General features: G+C 66.5%; 11 protein-coding genes. 7 read left to right on the top strand and 4 right to left on the bottom strand.

The features are described 5' to 3' along the window. Positions 1-125 precede the first annotated feature (125 nt). The 5 genes from ACIP21_RS24710 (at position 126) to ACIP21_RS24690 (ending at position 11,481) form a co-directional block, all read left to right on the top strand. Positions 126-1,433, top strand: a complete 1,308-nt coding sequence (locus ACIP21_RS24710; protein WP_400693313.1) for an MdtA/MuxA family multidrug efflux RND transporter periplasmic adaptor subunit — start codon at positions 126-128, stop codon at positions 1,431-1,433. Continuing rightward, entirely contained in the window at positions 1,430-4,528 is a 3,099-nt protein-coding gene (locus tag ACIP21_RS24705; RefSeq protein WP_400693310.1) for an MdtB/MuxB family multidrug efflux RND transporter permease subunit, read from the top strand. Before ACIP21_RS24710 ends, ACIP21_RS24705 begins: the two co-directional genes overlap by 4 nt. Further along, complete coding sequence (locus ACIP21_RS24700) at positions 4,525-7,632, top strand: efflux RND transporter permease subunit (RefSeq protein ID WP_400693307.1); 3,108 nt, start codon at positions 4,525-4,527, stop codon at positions 7,630-7,632. Before ACIP21_RS24705 ends, ACIP21_RS24700 begins: the two co-directional genes overlap by 4 nt. Beyond that, positions 7,629-9,113: an efflux transporter outer membrane subunit gene (locus ACIP21_RS24695; protein WP_400693305.1), complete on the top strand. Its 1,485-nt coding sequence runs from the start codon at positions 7,629-7,631 to the stop codon at positions 9,111-9,113. Before ACIP21_RS24700 ends, ACIP21_RS24695 begins: the two co-directional genes overlap by 4 nt. Before the next feature lie 280 nt (positions 9,114-9,393). Continuing rightward, entirely contained in the window at positions 9,394-11,481 is a 2,088-nt protein-coding gene (locus ACIP21_RS24690; protein WP_400693302.1) for a putative bifunctional diguanylate cyclase/phosphodiesterase, read from the top strand. On the opposite strand, the gene ACIP21_RS24685 is transcribed toward ACIP21_RS24690, so the two are convergent. Beyond that, on the bottom strand, positions 11,478-11,738 hold the full coding sequence (locus tag ACIP21_RS24685) for a DUF1652 domain-containing protein (RefSeq protein ID WP_400693300.1): 261 nt from the start codon (positions 11,736-11,738) through the stop codon (positions 11,478-11,480). The genes ACIP21_RS24690 and ACIP21_RS24685 overlap by 4 nt on opposite strands. A gap of 303 nt (positions 11,739-12,041) precedes the next feature. On the opposite strand from ACIP21_RS24685, the gene ACIP21_RS24680 reads away from it, so the two are divergent. Next, complete coding sequence (locus ACIP21_RS24680; RefSeq protein ID WP_400693298.1) at positions 12,042-13,271, top strand: pyridoxal phosphate-dependent aminotransferase; 1,230 nt, start codon at positions 12,042-12,044, stop codon at positions 13,269-13,271. Here the strand turns inward: ACIP21_RS24680 and ACIP21_RS24675 are convergent. After that, on the bottom strand, positions 13,197-13,844 hold the full coding sequence (locus ACIP21_RS24675) for a DUF1345 domain-containing protein (RefSeq protein ID WP_400693295.1): 648 nt from the start codon (positions 13,842-13,844) through the stop codon (positions 13,197-13,199). The genes ACIP21_RS24680 and ACIP21_RS24675 overlap by 75 nt on opposite strands. 210 nt (positions 13,845-14,054) lie before the next feature. Between ACIP21_RS24675 and xerC the strand changes: the two genes are divergently transcribed. Then, positions 14,055-14,969 (top strand): tyrosine recombinase XerC, encoded by a 915-nt coding sequence (xerC, locus tag ACIP21_RS24670; protein ID WP_400693292.1) that lies wholly within the window; start codon positions 14,055-14,057, stop codon positions 14,967-14,969. A gap of 104 nt (positions 14,970-15,073) precedes the next feature. Here the strand turns inward: xerC and ACIP21_RS24665 are convergent, their stop codons facing one another. Then, positions 15,074-16,255, bottom strand: coding sequence for a type II secretion system F family protein (locus tag ACIP21_RS24665; protein WP_400693289.1), 1,182 nt, complete (start codon positions 16,253-16,255; stop codon positions 15,074-15,076). A 14-nt stretch (positions 16,256-16,269) separates the two neighbouring features. Beyond that, positions 16,270-16,692 (bottom strand): type II secretion system major pseudopilin GspG, encoded by a 423-nt coding sequence (gene gspG / locus ACIP21_RS24660; protein WP_400693286.1) that lies wholly within the window; start codon positions 16,690-16,692, stop codon positions 16,270-16,272. Between the last annotated feature and the right edge of the window lie 149 nt (positions 16,693-16,841).

The raw sequence follows: 16,841 nt of genomic DNA, 5'->3' as shown, positions 1-16,841 counted from the left end.
AAAGTTCAGCCTCTTGGCAACATCAGGCAAAGGTAAACCTCTGGTAAAGGAACTTTGCTAAAAGCGTGCCATTGCTTATCGTTCACACTTCCCAGCCCCCTATCCGAACAAGGTTCGTTCAACCCATGCAAGTGTCCAATTCCCGATCCCCCCGTCGCTGGCTCGTTGGCCTGCTGATCCTGCTTCTGGTGGCGCTGCTGGCCTGGTGGCTGTGGCCCGCAGCTACCGCGCCCGAGCACAAGGCGGCCGGTGGTGGGCGAGGCGGCAAGGGCATGGGCATGGGCGGGCGCCCCGGCTTTGGTGGCTCCACCGACCCGGTGCCGGTGCGTGTGGAACCGGTGAAAGTGGGCGACTTCCCGCTGTACTACAAGGCCCTGGGCACGGTCACCGCGACCAACACGGTCAACGTGCGCAGCCGGGTCGCGGGCGAGCTGGTCAAGATCCACTTCAAGGAAGGCCAGCAGGTCAAGGCCGGCGACCTGCTCGCTGAAATCGACCCGCGCGCTTATCGTATCGCCCTGCAGCAGGCCGAAGGCACCCTGGCGCAGAACCAGGCGCAGTTGAAGAACGCCCAGGTCGACCTGGCGCGCTACAAGGGCCTGTTCGCCCAGGACAGCATCGCCAAGCAGACCCTCGACACCGCCGAAGCCCAGGTGGGGCAGTTCCAGGGTCTGGTCAAGACCAACCAGGCGCAGGTCAACGATGCCCGCCTGAACCTCGACTTCACCCAGATTCGCGCACCGATCAGCGGCCGCGTGGGCCTGCGCCAGCTCGACCTGGGCAACCTGGTGGCGGCCAACGACACCACGGCGCTGGTGGTGATCACCCAGACCGAGCCGATCAGCGTCGCCTTTACCCTGCCGGAAACCGAGCTGAGCACCGTGCTCGAACGTTACCGCAGCGGCGCCAGCCTGGCGGTCGAGGCCTGGGATCGCAGCGACAGCAAACTGCAGTCCAGCGGTGTGCTGGGCAGCATCGACAACCAGATCGACACCACCACCGGCACCTTGAAGTTCAAGGGCCGCTTCGAGAACAAGGACCAGGCCCTGTTCCCCAACCAGTTCGTCAACGTGCACCTGCTGGCCGATACCCTCAAGCAGGTGGTGATGGCCCCGGCGGCAGCGGTGCAGTTCGGCAACGACGGCACCTTTGCCTACGTGGTCAATGCGCAGAACACGGTCAATATCCGCAAGCTCAAGGTCGGCGCCAGCGACGGCCAGAACAGCGTCATCCTCGAAGGCCTCAAGGCCGGTGAGCGGCTGGTGCTCGAAGGCACCGACCGCCTGCGCGAAGGCACCAAGGTCGAGGTGGTCGAAGACAGCTCGCAAGTGCCGACCACCCCGGGCCAGCACCTTCAGGGCCAGGACGCCAAGGGTTCGGCCCAGGCCGAGCAGGCGCCAACCGGTAAAGCGGCAGCCAAGGCGGGCGCATGAACCTGTCGCGCCTGTTCATCCTCCGCCCGGTCGCCACCACGCTGACCATGCTGGCCATCGTCCTGGCCGGCCTGATCGCCTACAGGTTGTTGCCGGTCGCCGCCTTGCCCCAGGTCGATTACCCGACCATCCGCGTCATGACCCTGTACCCGGGCGCCAGCCCGCAGGTGATGACCAGTGCCGTCACCGCCCCCCTGGAGCGCCAGTTCGGCCAGATGCCGGGCCTCGAGCAGATGGCTTCGACCAGCTCCGGCGGCGCCTCGGTACTGACCCTGCGCTTCAGCCTTGACATGAACATGGACGTCGCCGAGCAACAGGTGCAGGCGGCGATCAACGCCGCCAGCAACCTGCTGCCCAGCGACCTGCCGGCACCGCCGGTGTACAACAAGGTCAACCCGGCCGACACCCCGGTGCTGACCCTGGCCATCTCCAGCAAGACCCTGCCGCTGCCCAAGCTCAACGACCTGGTCGACACCCGCGTGGCGCAGAAGCTCGCGCAGATCAGCGGCGTGGGCATGGTCAGCATCGCCGGCGGCCAGCGCCAGGCGGTGCGGATCAAGGTCAACGTCGATGCACTGGCCGCCAACGGCCTGAACCTCGACGACGTGCGCACCCTGATCGGCGCCTCCAACGTCAACCAGCCCAAGGGCAACTTCGACGGCCCGACCCGGGTATCGATGCTCGACGCCAACGACCAGCTGCGTTCCCCCGAGGAATACGCCAACCTGATCCTGAGCTACCAGAACGGCGCGCCGCTGCGCCTGAAGGACGTCGCCGAGATCGTCGACGGCGCCGAGAACGAACGCCTGGCCGCCTGGGCCAACCAGAACCAGGCCGTGCTGCTGAACATCCAGCGCCAGCCGGGTGCCAACGTCATCGACGTGGTCGACCGCATCAAGCAGCTGCTGCCGTCGATCACCGACAACCTGCCGGCCGGCCTCGACGTGTCGGTGCTCACCGACCGTACCCAGACCATCCGCGCCGCGGTCAAGGACGTGCAGCACGAGTTGCTGATCGCCATCGTGCTGGTGGTGATGGTCACTTTCGTCTTCCTGCGCCGTTTCAGCGCCACCCTGATTCCGTCGATCGCCGTGCCGCTGTCGCTGATTGGCACCTTTGGCGTGATGTACCTGGCCGGCTTCTCGATCAACAACCTGACGCTGATGGCCCTGACCATCGCCACCGGTTTCGTGGTCGACGACGCCATCGTCATGCTGGAGAACATCTCGCGGCACATCGAGGAGGGTGAGACGCCGTTGCAGGCCGCGCTCAAGGGCGCCAGACAGATCGGCTTCACCCTGATTTCGCTGACCTTCTCGCTGATCGCCGTGCTGATCCCGCTGCTGTTCATGGCCGACGTGGTCGGCCGGCTGTTCCGCGAATTCGCCATCACCCTGGCGGTGGCGATCCTGATTTCCCTGGTGGTGTCGCTAACCCTGACACCGATGATGTGCGCGCGCCTGCTCAAGCGCGAGCCAAAGGAAGAAGAGCAGGGCCGCTTCTACCGCGCCAGCGGCGCCTGGATCGACTGGCTGATCCAGCACTACGGCCGTGGCCTGCAGTGGGTGCTCAAGCACCAGCCGCTGACCTTGCTGGTGGCCTTGGCCAGCCTGGCACTGACCGTGGTGCTGTACCTGGCTGTGCCCAAGGGGTTCTTCCCGGTGCAGGATACCGGGGTGATCCAGGGCATCTCCGAGGCGCCACAGTCGACCTCGTTCGCCGCCATGAGCGAGCGCCAGCAGGCCCTGAGCCAGGTGATCCTCAAGGACCCGGCAGTGCAGAGCCTGTCGTCCTACATCGGCGTCGACGGCGACAACGCCACGCTCAACAGCGGGCGCCTGCTGATCAATCTCAAGCCCCACGGCGAGCGCGACGTCACCGCAAGCGAGGTCATCAGCCGCCTGCAACCGCAGCTCGACAAGCTGGTCGGCATCCGTCTGTTCATGCAGCCGGTACAGGACCTGAGCATCGAGGACCGGGTCAGCCGCACCCAGTACCAGTTCAGCCTGTCGTCACCGGATGCCGACCTGCTGGCGCAATGGAGCGGCAAGCTGGTGCAGGCCCTGCAGCAACGCGCCGAGCTGCAGGACGTGGCCAGCGACCTGCAGGACAAGGGCCTGCAGGTGTACCTGGTGATCGACCGTGACATGGCCAGCCGCCTGGGCATCAGCGTGTCGCAGATCACCAACGCCCTGTACGACGCCTTCGGCCAGCGGCAGATCTCCACCATCTACACCCAGGCCAGCCAGTACCGCGTGGTGCTCCAGTCCCGCGACGCGGCGCTCATCGGCCCGTCGGCGCTGGAGTCGATCCACGTCAAGGCCACCGACGGCGGCCAGGTGCGCCTGTCGGCGCTGGCGCGCATCGAGCAGCGCCAGGCCCAGCTGGCCATCTCGCACATCGGCCAGTTCCCGGCGGTGACCCTGTCGTTCAACCTGGCCCATGGCGCTTCCCTGGGCGAGGCGGTCAAGGTGATCGAGCAGGTGCAGCAGGACATCGGCATGCCGCTGGGCGTGCAGACCCGCTTCCAGGGTGCCGCCGAAGCCTTCCAGGCCTCGCTGTCGAGCACCTTGCTGCTGATCCTCGCCGCCGTGGTGACCATGTACATCGTGCTCGGCGTGCTCTACGAGAGCTACGTGCACCCGGTGACGATCCTCTCGACCCTGCCGTCGGCGGCGGTGGGCGCCTTGCTGGCGCTGATCCTCAGCGGCAACGACCTGGGCATGATCGCCATCATCGGCATCATCCTGCTGATCGGTATCGTCAAGAAGAACGCGATCATGATGATCGACTTCGCCCTGGAGGCCGAACGTCACCAGGGCATGAGCCCGCGCGACGCGATCTACCAGGCGGCGCTGCTGCGCTTCCGGCCGATCCTGATGACCACCCTGGCGGCGCTGTTCGGTGCCGTGCCGCTGATGCTCGCCACCGGCTCCGGCGCCGAGCTGCGCCAGCCGCTGGGCCTGGTGATGGTCGGCGGGTTGCTGGTGAGCCAGGTGCTGACCCTGTTCACCACGCCGGTCATCTACCTCTATTTCGACCGACTGGCCCGGCGCTGGCGCCCGGCCACCGACGCGCAGCAGGCCGAGGCATGAACCTGTCCGCACCGTTCATTCGCCGGCCGGTGGCAACCATGCTGCTGAGCCTGGCGATCATGCTGCTGGGCGGCGTCAGCTTCGGCCTGCTGCCGGTTTCGCCGCTGCCGCAGATGGACTTCCCGGTGATCGTGGTGCAGGCCAACCTGTCCGGGGCCAGCCCCGAGGTCATGGCCGCCACCGTGGCCACGCCGCTGGAACGCAAGCTGGGCAGCATTGCCGGGGTCACCACTCTGACCAGCAGCTCCAACCAGGGCTCGACCCGGGTGGTCATCGGCTTCGAGATGGGCCGCGACATCGACGGCGCGGCGCGCGAGGTGCAGGCGGCGATCAACGCCACCCGCAACCTGCTGCCCAGCGGCATGCGCAGCATGCCTACGTACAAGAAGATCAACCCGTCCCAGGCGCCGATCATGGTGCTGTCGCTGACCTCCGACGTGCTGCAGAAAGGCCAGCTCTACGACCTGGCCGACACCATCCTGTCGCAGAGCCTGGCCCAGGTCAGCGGGGTCGGCGAAGTGCAGATCGGCGGCAGTTCGCTGCCGGCGGTGCGCATCGCCGTGGAACCGCAGTTGCTCAACCAGTACGGCTTGGCCCTGGACGACGTGCGCACCGCGGTATCCAACGCCAACCAGCGCCGGCCCATGGGCTTCGTCGAGGACGCCGAGCGCAACTGGCAGGTGCGCGCCAACGACCAGCTGGAAACCGCCAAGGACTACGCGCCGATCGTGATCCGCCAGCAGAACGGCACCATCCTGCGCCTGGCCGACGTGGCGACCATCACCGACGGCGTCGAGAACCGCTACAACAGCGGCTTCTTCAATGACCAGAACGCCGTGCTGCTGGTGGTCAACCGTCAGACCGGCGCCAACATCATCGAGACCGTCGACCAGATCAAGGCAGAGCTGCCCGCCCTGGCGTCGCTGCTGCCGGCCAGCGTGCAGCTGAACGTGGCCATGGACCGCTCGCCGGTGATCAAGGCCACCCTCAAGGAAGCCGAGCACACCCTGCTGATCGCCGTGGTGCTGGTGATCCTGGTGGTCTACCTGTTCCTCGGCAGCTTGCGCGCCTCGCTGATTCCGAGCCTGGCGGTGCCGGTGTCGCTGGTCGGCACCTTCGCGGTGATGTACCTGTGCGGCTTTTCGTTGAACAACCTGTCGCTGATGGCGCTGATTCTCGCCACCGGGCTGGTGGTGGACGACGCCATCGTGGTGCTGGAGAACATCTCGCGGCACATCGAGGATGGCCAGCCGCCGATGCGTGCGGCGTTCCTCGGCGCCAGGGAAGTCGGTTTCACCTTGCTGTCGATGAACGTCTCGCTGGTGGCGGTGTTCGTCTCGATCCTGTTCATGGGCGGCATCGTGCGCAACCTGTTCCAGGAGTTCTCGATCACCCTGGCGGCGGCGATCATCGTCTCGCTGCTGGTGTCGCTGACCCTCACCCCCATGCTCTGCGCGCGCTGGCTCAAGCCGCAGCGAGCCGAACCGACACGCCTGCAGCGCTGGAGCGACCGGCTCCACCAGCGCATGGTCGGCGCCTACGACCGCAGCCTGGGCTGGGCCCTGCGCCACAAGCGCCTGACCTTGCTCAGCCTGCTGGCGACCATTGGCCTGAACATCGTGCTGTACGTGGTGGTGCCCAAGACCCTGATGCCGCAACAGGATACCGGCCAGCTGCAGGGGTTCATCCGCGGCGACGACGGGCTGTCGTTCAGCGTCATGCAGCCAAAGATGGAAATCTACCGCAGGGCGCTGCTGGCGGACCGGGCCGTGGAAAGCGTGGCTGGATTCATCGGCGGCAACAGCGGCACCAACAATGCCTTCGTGCTGGTGCGCCTGAAACCCATCGCCGAGCGCAGGGAGGACGCACAGAAGGTCATCGAGCGCCTGCGCAAGGAAATGCCCAAGGTGCCGGGCGGCCGGCTGTTCCTGATGGCCGACCAGGACCTGCAACTGGGCGGCGGTGGGCGCGACCAGACCTCCTCGCAGTACCTCTACACCCTGCAAAGCGGTGATCTCACCGCCTTGCGCCAGTGGTTCCCCAAGGTGGTCGCGGCGCTGCGCGCGCTGCCCGAGCTGACCGCCATCGACGCCCGCGACGGCTCCGGCACCCAGCAGGTGACCCTGGTGGTCGACCGCGACCAGGCCAAGCGCCTGGGCATCGACATGGCCATGGTCACCGCCGTGCTGAACAATGCCTACAGCCAGCGGCAGATCTCGACCATCTACGACAGCCTCAACCAGTACCAGGTGGTGCTGGAGATCAACCCGAAATATGCCTGGGACCCAAGCACCCTGGAGCAGGTGCAGGTGATCACCAGCGATGGCGCGCGGGTGCCGCTGTCGACCATCGCCCGCTACGAGAACAGCCTGGCCAACGACCGGGTCAGCCATGAAGGGCAGTTCGCCTCCGAGGACATCGCCTTCGATGTCGCCGAAGGCTACAGCCCCGACCAGGCCATGGCTGCGGTGGAACGCGAGGTGGCCAAGCTCGGTCTGCCCGAGGCGGTGATCGCCAAGCTCGGCGGCACAGCCAGTGCCTTCGCCCAGACCCAGCAGGGCCAGCCGTTCATGATCCTCGGCGCGTTGGTGCTGGTGTACCTGGTGCTGGGCATTCTCTACGAAAGCTACATCCACCCGCTGACCATCCTCTCGACCTTGCCTTCGGCCGGCGTCGGCGGCTTGCTGGCGCTATACGCCACCGGTGGCGAATTCAGCCTGATCTCGCTGCTGGGCCTGTTCCTGCTGATCGGCGTGGTGAAGAAGAACGCGATCCTGATGATCGACCTGGCGCTGCAGTTCGAGCGCCATCAGGGCATGAGCCCGGAAGAGTCGATCCGCCGTGCCTGCCTGCTGCGCCTGCGGCCGATCCTGATGACCACCCTGGCCGCCATCCTCGGCGCCTTGCCGTTGCTGCTCAGCCGCGCCGAAGGTGCGGAAATGCGCCAGCCGCTGGGCCTGACCATCATCGGCGGGCTGGTGGTGAGCCAGTTGCTGACCCTCTACACGACGCCGGTGGTCTACCTGTACCTCGACCGCCTGCGCCACCGATTCAACCACTGGCGCGGTGTGCGCACCGATGCCGCCCTGGAAACGCCGCTATGACCTTTGCCCACACTTCGCTTCACCGTGCCCTGCAGCAGCTGACCCGCGGGCGAGGCTCGCGCCTGGTCGGCACCGGGCTGTGTGCGGTCATGCTCAGCGCCTGTACCCTGAGCCCGGACTACCAGCGCCCCGAGCTGAGCACTCCGGCGCAGTACAAGCAGGCCGAAGGCTGGACCCAGGCCAACCCGTCCGATGCCATCGCCCGTGGCGCCTGGTGGGAAATCTACGGCGATGCCGGGCTCAACGCGCTGGTCGAGGAACTCAATCGCAACAACCAGACCGTCGCGCAGTCCGAAGCCCAGTACCGCCAGGCCCAGTCGCTGGTGCGCAGCAGCCGGGCGTCGCTGTTCCCCAGCCTTGACCTGAGTGCCGGCAAGACCCGTTCGGCGCAGGGCACCGGCAGCTCCAGTTCGAGCCTGGCGAGCAACAGCAGCGGTATTCGCAACACCTACAACGCCCAGCTTGGCGTCAGCTGGGAAGTCGACCTGTGGGGCAAGCTGCGCGAGGCTCTGAATGCCAACGAGGCCAGTGCCGAGGCAAGCTTTGCCGACCTGGCCTCGATCCGTCTCAGCCAGCAGTCGGAACTGGTGCAGAACTACCTGCAGCTACGGGTCATCGATGAGCAGAAGCGCTTGCTCGAGGCCACTGTCGCCACCTACCAGCGCTCGCTGCAGATGAACGAAAACCAGTACCGTGCCGGCGTCGCCGGCCCGGATGCGGTGGCCCAGGCACGGACCCAGCTGAAAAGCACCCAGGCTGACCTGATCGACCTGATCTGGCAGCGCGCCCAGTTCGAGAACGCCATTGCGGTCCTGTTGGGCAAGGCACCGGCGCAGTTTTCCCTGGCCGACAGCAAGACCATTCCAGGGTTGCCACAGATCCCGTTGACGCTGCCTTCGCAACTGCTCGAACGGCGCCCCGACATTGCCTCGGCCGAGCGCAACGTGATGGCCGCCAACGCCAATATCGGCGTGGCCCGCGCCGCATACTTCCCGGACCTGAGCCTGAGCATGAGCGGCGGCTACTCCAGCAGCAGCTTCAACAACTGGATCGAGCTGCCCAACCGCTTCTGGTCGGTGGGGCCGAAGCTGGCCCTGACCCTGTTCGATGCCGGCAAGCGCAGCGCCGAGGTGGACCGGACCCAGGCGGTATACGACCAGACCGTGGCGCAGTACCGGCAGACCGTGCTCGATGGCTTCAAGGAAGTCGAGAACTACCTGGTGCAACTGCGGGTGTATGGCGACGAAGCGGTGGTGCGCCAGGAGGCGCTGGATGCCGCGCGCGAGTCGCTGCGCTTGACCGAGAACCAGTACCGGGCCGGGCTGATCGGCTACCTGGATGTGGTTAACGTGCAGACCACCGCGCTGAGCAACGAGCGCAGCGTGCTGAACCTGCTGCAAGGGCGGCTGGTGGCCAGCGTGCAACTGATTGCCGCGCTGGGTGGTGGCTGGGATGCCGGGCAGGCCTTCGAAGAGCCTTGAGGATCCACAGCCACTGCGATGAACTCGATGGCCATGCGGTTCCTGTGGGAGCGGGTTTACCCGCGAACACGCGCGCCGCGCGTGCCATCCAAGGCAATCCACAAAGCGACAAGTGGCAATATGCCTCTATTCCCCGTGAAACAGCTCTAGACCAAGGCCCACAGCGTCTATCCCGGGCTATTGGATCCATTATCTCGCGCATAAACCCCGTGCGTTTCGCCAACGCTTGAGTACAATCGTCAGTTTTTTGCGGGCCCCTGTCCCGTCGCTGGAACTCCCAATGCTGACCGGTAGTTATTCTTCCTCGCTGGTGCTGATTTCGCTGTGCGTGGCCATTCTGGCTTCCTATACCGCTCTCGACCTGACTGGCCGCATCGCCACGGCAAAAGGGCGGGCCGTGCATCTGTGGATGGGCGGGGGCGCGTTGGCGATGGGGGTCGGCGTATGGTCGATGCACTTCATCGGCATGCTTGCCTTCAGCCTGCCAATCGACCTGGGCTACGACATCGGCCTGACCGCGCTGTCCTTGCTGATCGCCGTGTTGTCCTGCGGTTTCGCCCTGTGGCTGGTCAGCCAGCCGCGCCTGCCGTGGCCGCCATTGGCCTTGGGTGCCGTGATCATGGGTGCGGGCATCGCCTGCATGCATTACACCGGCATGGCGGCGATGCGCATGCTGCCCGGCATCGATTACGATCCCGCGCTGTTCGGCGCCTCGTTGGTGATTGCCGTAGGCGCGTCGGCTGCCGCCTTGTGGATCGCCTTCCGCCTGCGCCAGCACACGCCGTATGTCCGTCAGTTCCGCGGCCTGGCGGCCACGGTGATGGGAGTCGCCATCGTCGGCATGCACTACACCGGCATGGCCGCCGCCAACTTTGCCGAGGGCAGCTTCTGCGGGGCACTGGCCAGCGGCCTGCGGGGCGAGGGCCTGGTCTACCTGGTGCTGGTGTTCACCCTGGCGGTGCTGGCGGTGGCCTTGCTCACCTCGGTGCTGGATGCACGCCTGGAGTCGCGTACCGCGGAACTTGCCCATTCGCTGACCCTGGCCAACCAGGAACTGACCCAGCTGGCGCTGCACGACACCCTGACCGGGCTGCCCAACCGCACGCTGTTGTCCGACCGCATCGACCAGGCCATCGGCAAGGTGGCGGAGCAGGGCGGTTGCTTTGCGCTGATGTTCATCGACCTGGATGGCTTCAAGCCGGTCAACGACGCCTTTGGCCACCATGTTGGCGACCTGTTGCTCAGGGCCGTGGCGGCGCGCCTGCGCGGCCATCTGCACAGTCAGGACACCCTGGCGCGGATCGGCGGCGACGAATTCGTCCTGCTGGTCGAACTGGACGAGCCGGACGACGCCATGGACGTGGCGGTCAAGCAGGTCAACCTGGTATCGCGCACCTTCCGCGTCGCCGAGCATGACCTGCAACTGACGGCCAGCCTGGGCATCGTCCTGTACCCGGGCAATGGCCATGACCAGCTTGAGCTGCTGCGCAATGCCGACGCCGCCATGTACCACGCCAAGAGTGCCGGCAAGAACGGTTACAGCTTCTTCGACGCCTCGATGAACAGCAATGCCCGCCAGCAGTTGCAATTGCTCCAGGACTTGCGCCAGGCCCTCGAGCAGCGCCAGTTCCGCCTGCACTACCAGCCCAAGTTCGATGCCCAGGCCTGCCAGCCGATCGGTGCCGAGGCCCTGCTGCGCTGGGAGCACCCGCAGCATGGCCTGTTGCTGCCCGACCGCTTCATCGGCCTGGCGGAAAAGACCGGCCTGATCATCCCCATCGGCGAATGGGTGCTGGACGAGGCTTGCCGGCAGATGCGCCAGTGGGTGGAGCAGGGCCACCCGCACTGGCGCATGGCGGTCAACCTGTCGGCCATCCAGTTCTGCCACGGCGGGCTGGTCGACAGCGTCGCCCGCGCCTTGCGCGAGAACGACCTGCCGGCCAACCGGCTGACCCTGGAAATCACCGAAACCACCGCCATGCATGACGCCGATGCCAGCCTTACGGTGCTGCAGCGCCTTTCCGACATGGGCGTCGACCTGTCCATCGACGACTTCGGCACCGGCTATTCGAGCCTGATGTACCTCAAGCGCCTGCCGGCCAACGAGCTGAAGATCGACCGCGGTTTCGTCCGTGACCTGGAGCAGGACAGTGACGATGCGGCGATCGTCTCGGCGATCGTCGCCCTGGGCCAGGCACTGGGCCTGCGGATTGTCGCCGAAGGGGTGGAAACCGACCGCCAGCAAGCCTTCCTGACCCGCCTGGGGTGTGATTCGCTGCAGGGTTACCTGCTTGGCCAGCCGGTGCCCGCCGAGCAGTTCATGGGCAGGCTGCAGGCATTGCGCGAAGAGAGCGAAGCGTTGGTCTAGACCGCGTCTGGCAGGCTGAACGGCGGTAGGAAGGCCTCCATCTCGGCCTCCACGGCCTCGATGATGCGCTCGACATCCGCCGCCGCCATGATCGCGGTGCAGGGGATGCCGGCAATAGCCAGCAGGGTTACCCCGCTGGCCCGGTCGAACAGGCGTGCGACCATGCTGCGTGGGGCGTCCATGCTGGCCTCGAAACCCAGCGGGTGAAAATGCCAGCGCATCACCTGGCAGGCATTGGGGAACGTCATCTTGTTCAAACCAGCCTCCTTGTCCTGCCTGGACGGGGTGAGCGGCGCCGCGGATGCAGCGGCCGGGAACCTAACCATAGCACTCGATCGCGCACCCGTTCGGGCTTGAACATGATCAATCCATCCAGGCATGACGGCGGTCACAGAAGTGTCATGCCTGCCGTTTGGCGGCAAATGGCCAGGCAAACGTTTTCCTCGCCTGTTGCCTGCAGGATGTCCGCCCGGTTCTGCTATTTTTATCGACATTCGGCGCACGGCGTTTTCGGACCAGCGGTGCGGGATGTGCCAGCGGTAGCAGACAGGGAGACAGTCATGCGCTATTCCACGCTCACCCAACGTATCGCCGGCCAGGCAGCCGCTGCCTGGGACATTCACTACCAGGCCCAGGCACTGCGCCGCGAAGGGCGAGAGATCATCCTGCTGACGGTGGGCGACCCCGACTTCGATACCCCGCCGGCCATCGTCGAGGCGGCAGTACGCAGCCTGCGCCGTGGCGACACCCATTACAGCGATGTGCGTGGCAGCCTGGCGCTGCGCCAGGCCATCGCCCGGCGCAGCGGGCCACAGGTCACGGTTGACCAGGTGATGGTGCTGCCCGGTGCCCAGTGCGCGCTGTACGCGGCCTGCCAATGCCTGTTCGAGGGCGGTGACGAGGTGATCGTCGCCGAACCGACGTATGTCACCTACCAAGGGGTGCTGGGTGCCTGCGGGGCCCGCCCGGTATCGGTGGCGGCCAGCCCGGAGCAGGGCTTTCGGCTCGACCCCCAGGCCGTGGCGCGGGCGATCACGTCACGCACCCGCGGCCTGCTGCTGAACACCCCGCACAACCCGACCGGCGCGGTGATCTCGGCAGACGACATGGCGGAACTCGCACGGCTGTGCCGCGAACATGACCTGTGGCTGCTGTGCGATCAGGTCTACAGCGGGCTGTTGTTCGACGGCCAGGCAGCAGACCCTGCCGGCTTGCCGGGCATGGCCGAACGCTGCGTGCTGATCGACAGCCTGTCCAAGTCGCATGCCATGAGTGGCTGGCGGGTTGGCTGGGTGATAGGCCCGCCCGCCTTGATGGCACACCTGGCGCAGTTGTCGGTGGTCATGCTGTTCGGCCTGCCCGAGTTCGTCATGCAGGGCGCCTGCGTGGCGCTGGAGCGGGACCTGCCGGTGGTACGCAGGATGCGCGAAGCGTTCCGGGAACGGCGCGACCGTGTCTGCGCGGCCTTTGCCGATTGCCCTGGGGTGCGCGCCCGGCGGCCGGCGGGAGGCCTGTTCGTGATGCTCGACATCCGCGCCACCGGGCTGGGTGCCCAGGCGTTCGCCCAGCGGCTGTTGCTGGAGGAGGGCGTGGCACTGTTGCCGGGCGATGCATTCGGGCCCAGCGCGGCGGGGCACCTGCGCATGGGGCTGGTACTCGCGGCCGGGCAACTGGAGGAGGCCTGCCGCAGGGTCGCGGCCTGTGCCCGGCGAGTGTTAGCCGAGCAGGCCGGCGGCGATGTTGATGGTGAAACCCAGGATCGCCGTGTTGAACACGAAACCTACCAGTGAGTGGGCGAGCACGACCCGGCGCATGCCGCGCCCGCCGACGCCGATGTCCGATGTCTGCACGGCGACGTTGAGGGTGAACGAGAAGTAGTGGAAGTCCCAGTAGTCCGGGTTGCGTTCGCCATCGGCGAAACGCAGCGCCGGCGCCTGGCGGTCGCCGGTGTAGAACAGCCGGGCGTAGTGCAGGCTAAAGATACAGCCGATCAGCAGCCATGAGCCCGCCACGGTCAGCCCGGTAAACAGGTAGTGCACGGCCAGGGCGCTGCCATGCAGGCCGCGGCTGGAGACCAGTTGCAAGGTCACGGCCGCCAGGCTGGCGATGGCGGCGAAGCAGACGGTGAACAGCACCAGGCCGGCGTTCTCGTCCTCGACCCGAGCGACCTGGCGCACCTTGTCGGGGGTGGCCCGCGAGGTCAGCCACAGCACCAGCAGCAGGTACAGCCAGACGCCGATGTTCCAGCCACCGAGGATACGCTGGACGCAGTCGCTGGCGGGCAGCAGCCAGGCGCCGGCGATGCCGGCCAGGATGGCGATGCTCAGGCGCGGGTGGGTTCGGCTCAGGCGATGGAAAGCCATGGCGGCTCGCTGGCAGGGGGCTTGGCTACCACTCTAGACCACTGGCGTTCGAACAGCGGGCCTCGATGGGGTACTATCGCGTTCCCTGCCATTCAGACAACACCTTGAATATCAAGGTAATGGCATCGAATTGGGGCATCTTGCCGCCATTGTCACCTTGTCACTGCGGCCGCCTGGTGAGCCGCGGCTGCCTGCTTCAGGATTCACGTTTTGTCCGACCTTTCGCAAAGCCCACTGCTGCAATACCTGGCCCGGCTGGCCCCATCCAGCCAGCAGACCATGCGCTACATCCTCCAGGATGCCGCCGACCGTCTCGGCTTCGTCGAGTGCAACCTCGCCGACATGCCTTGGCACCTGCTCGAGCCTGGCCACCTGATCGGCCTGGTGGCGGCGTTGCGCACGGACGGCTATGCGCCGAACAGTTCGTCGCTGTACGTCAACGCGGTACGCGGGGTGATGAACGAGGCGTGGCGCCTGGGCCTGATCGACCATGAGCGGTTGCTGCGCATTCGCGAGGTCAAACCGGCCAGCGGCAGCCGCCTGCCGCCCGGGCGCAACCTGCGGCGTAGCCTGATCCGTGAGCTGATGGACCTGTGCGCCGCCGACCCGCGGCCCCAGGGTGTGCGCGATGCGGCGATCATCGCCTTGCTGTATGGCACCGGCATGCGCAAGTCCGAGTCGGTGGACATCGACCTCAGCCAGGTGGACTTCGAGGCGCGCAGCCTGCAGGTCACCGGCAAGGGCAACCGGCAATTGATCAAGTATGCGCCGCCGTGGGCGTTCGAGAAGCTCCAGGCCTGGCTGGACCTGCGTCGCGAGGCCCTGCCCGAGGGCGCCAGGGACGACCCGTTCCTGTTCAACCGCATCCGCCGCGGCAACCACATCACCCGCGCCCGCATCACCAAGCACGCGATCTACTACATCGCCCGCCAGCGCGGGGCACAGGTGGGGGTGAAGATCATGCCGCATGATTTCCGCCGAGCGTTCATCACCCGGGTGATCGAGGAGCATGACCTGTCGATCGCACAGAAGCTGGCGCACCATGCCAACATCCAGACCACCGCCAGCTATGACCGGCGCGATGACAACGAGCGGCGGCGGGCGGTGGACCGCTTCGACTACTGAGCCAGCCCTCTTCGCGGGCAAGCCCGCTCCCACAGGTATGGCGCACCTCGGGCCTGGTGCTATCCCTGTGGGAGCGGGCTTGCCCGCGAAGAGGCCGGAACAGGCTAGTGAATGCTCGAGGCCAGCTCGAAGATCGGCATGTACATCAGGATCACGATAAAGCCGATGAGCAGGCCGATGAACGTCATCAGCAGCGGCTCGAACAGCTTCACGAACCACTCGACCCAGCGCCCGATCTCCTGGTCGTGGAAGTCCGCGCAGCGCTCGAGCATTTCTCCCAGGTTCCCCGATTGCTCACCCGCCCGCAGCAGGCGCAGCGACACCGGCGTCACCAACTGCCCGGCCTCCAGCGCATCGGACAGCGGCAAGCCTTCCCCCACTTGCCGGCTGGCCTGCGCCAGGCCTTGGGCCGAGGTGCTGCCGAGCAGGCCGTTGGCCATGCCCATGGCGGTGAGGATGGGAATGCCACCCTGCAGCAGAATGCCCAGGGAGCGGTAGAAACGCGCCAGTTCATACATCACCAGGCGCTGGTGAAGGGCCGGCAGGCGGCGCAGCTGGCGGGCGCCGAAACGCCGCACCACCGGGTTGCGGCGCAGCATCACCAGGGCGCCGACGCCACCTGCGGTGGCCATTGCCAGCGGCAACTGCTGGGCATGCAGGAACAGGCCAACGTCCATCAGCACCCGCGACAGCCACGGCAGCTCGCTGCCCATGCCTTCGAACACCAGGCTGAAACGTGGCACCACGTAGCCCAGCAGGAACAGCACCACGCCACCGCCCACCAACAACAGCAGCAGCGGATATACCGACGCTCCCACCAGTTTCTGCCGGACCAGGTCCAGGCGCTGGCGATAGCCGATGTAGCGGGCCAGGGCATCCCCCAGTGCGCCGGTGCGCTCGCTGGACTGCACCAGCGCCACGTACAGCGGCGGGAACACTCGCGGCTGCTGGCCGAGGGCCTGGGACAGCGAGCGCCCTTCGTAGAGCTGGCGCACCAGTTCAGCCAAGACCTTGCGCGTGCCGGCGGACGGGGCTTTCTCCGCCAGGCTTTCCAGCGCGTCGATCAAGGGCAGCCCGGCACGCAGCAGGGTGGTCAGTTCCTGGCTGAACAGCACCAGGTCGAACACCTGTGCCCGGCGCCAGGCCAGCGCTCGGCCCTTGCCACGCACGCTGACCACTCGCAGGCCCTGGCCTTCGGCCTGACGACGTGCCTGTTCGGCGTCCTCGGCCTCGACCTGCAGCTGCACCACGCCCTGTCTGCCCAGGGCCTTGAGGTTGTAGCGCATGGCGGTTCTCCTCATTACCAGTTGGTGACCTCGGCGTTTTCGCCTTCGCCGCCGGGCTGGCCGTCCTTGCCCATCGACAGCAGGTCGTATTCGCCGCCGTTCTCGCCCGGCTGGCGGTAGATGTACGGGCGGCCCCACGGGTCCTGCGGCACCGCCTTCTGCAGGTAGGGCCCCGACCAGCGCGCCTCGCCACTGGGGGCGGCGACCAGCGCCTGCAGGCCTTGCTCACTGTTGGGGTAATGCCCCACTTCCAGCCGGTACAGGTCCAGGGCCTTGCTCAGGCCCTCGATCTGCGCCCGCGCCACCTTGGCTTCGGAGCGGCCGAGCTGGCTGAAGTACTTGGGCGCGACGATGCCGGCCAGCAGGCCGAGCACCACCAGCACCACCAGCAGTTCGAGCAGGGTGAAGCCACGTTGGGCGTTGGGTTTGCGCTGCATGGTGAAGACCTCCGCTGCATGGGAACAGGCTTTTTGCAGCCTCATGCAACCTCCGTGCACGTCTGCCTCGGGGCCTTGCAGCATGCGCCATGGCAAGCGGCACGGTGCTTGCGACAGGAGAGCAAAGCCCGGGTTTTCCGGGGCATTTC

Source organism: Pseudomonas sp. NPDC089401, from assembly GCF_044749485.1.
Lineage (GTDB): Bacteria > Pseudomonadota > Gammaproteobacteria > Pseudomonadales > Pseudomonadaceae > Aquipseudomonas.
Note: the sequence above shows the minus strand (reverse complement) of the source record. Positions and strands in the feature narration are given on the sequence as shown.

Bases quoted from the DNA above. Each gene is read 5' to 3' on its own strand.
- ACIP21_RS24710 (WP_400693313.1), top strand. From the start codon at position 126: ATGCAAGTGTCCAATTCCCGATCCCCCCGTCGCTGGCTCGTTGGCCTG.
- ACIP21_RS24705 (WP_400693310.1), top strand. From the start codon at position 1,430: ATGAACCTGTCGCGCCTGTTCATCCTCCGCCCGGTCGCCACCACGCTG.
- ACIP21_RS24700 (WP_400693307.1), top strand. From the start codon at position 4,525: ATGAACCTGTCCGCACCGTTCATTCGCCGGCCGGTGGCAACCATGCTG.
- ACIP21_RS24695 (WP_400693305.1), top strand. From the start codon at position 7,629: ATGACCTTTGCCCACACTTCGCTTCACCGTGCCCTGCAGCAGCTGACC.
- ACIP21_RS24690 (WP_400693302.1), top strand. From the start codon at position 9,394: ATGCTGACCGGTAGTTATTCTTCCTCGCTGGTGCTGATTTCGCTGTGC.
- ACIP21_RS24680 (WP_400693298.1), top strand. From the start codon at position 12,042: ATGCGCTATTCCACGCTCACCCAACGTATCGCCGGCCAGGCAGCCGCT.
- ACIP21_RS24675 (WP_400693295.1), bottom strand. From the start codon at position 13,844: ATGGCTTTCCATCGCCTGAGCCGAACCCACCCGCGCCTGAGCATCGCC.
- ACIP21_RS24665 (WP_400693289.1), bottom strand. From the start codon at position 16,255: ATGCGCTACAACCTCAAGGCCCTGGGCAGACAGGGCGTGGTGCAGCTG.
- gspG (WP_400693286.1), bottom strand. From the start codon at position 16,692: ATGCAGCGCAAACCCAACGCCCAACGTGGCTTCACCCTGCTCGAACTG.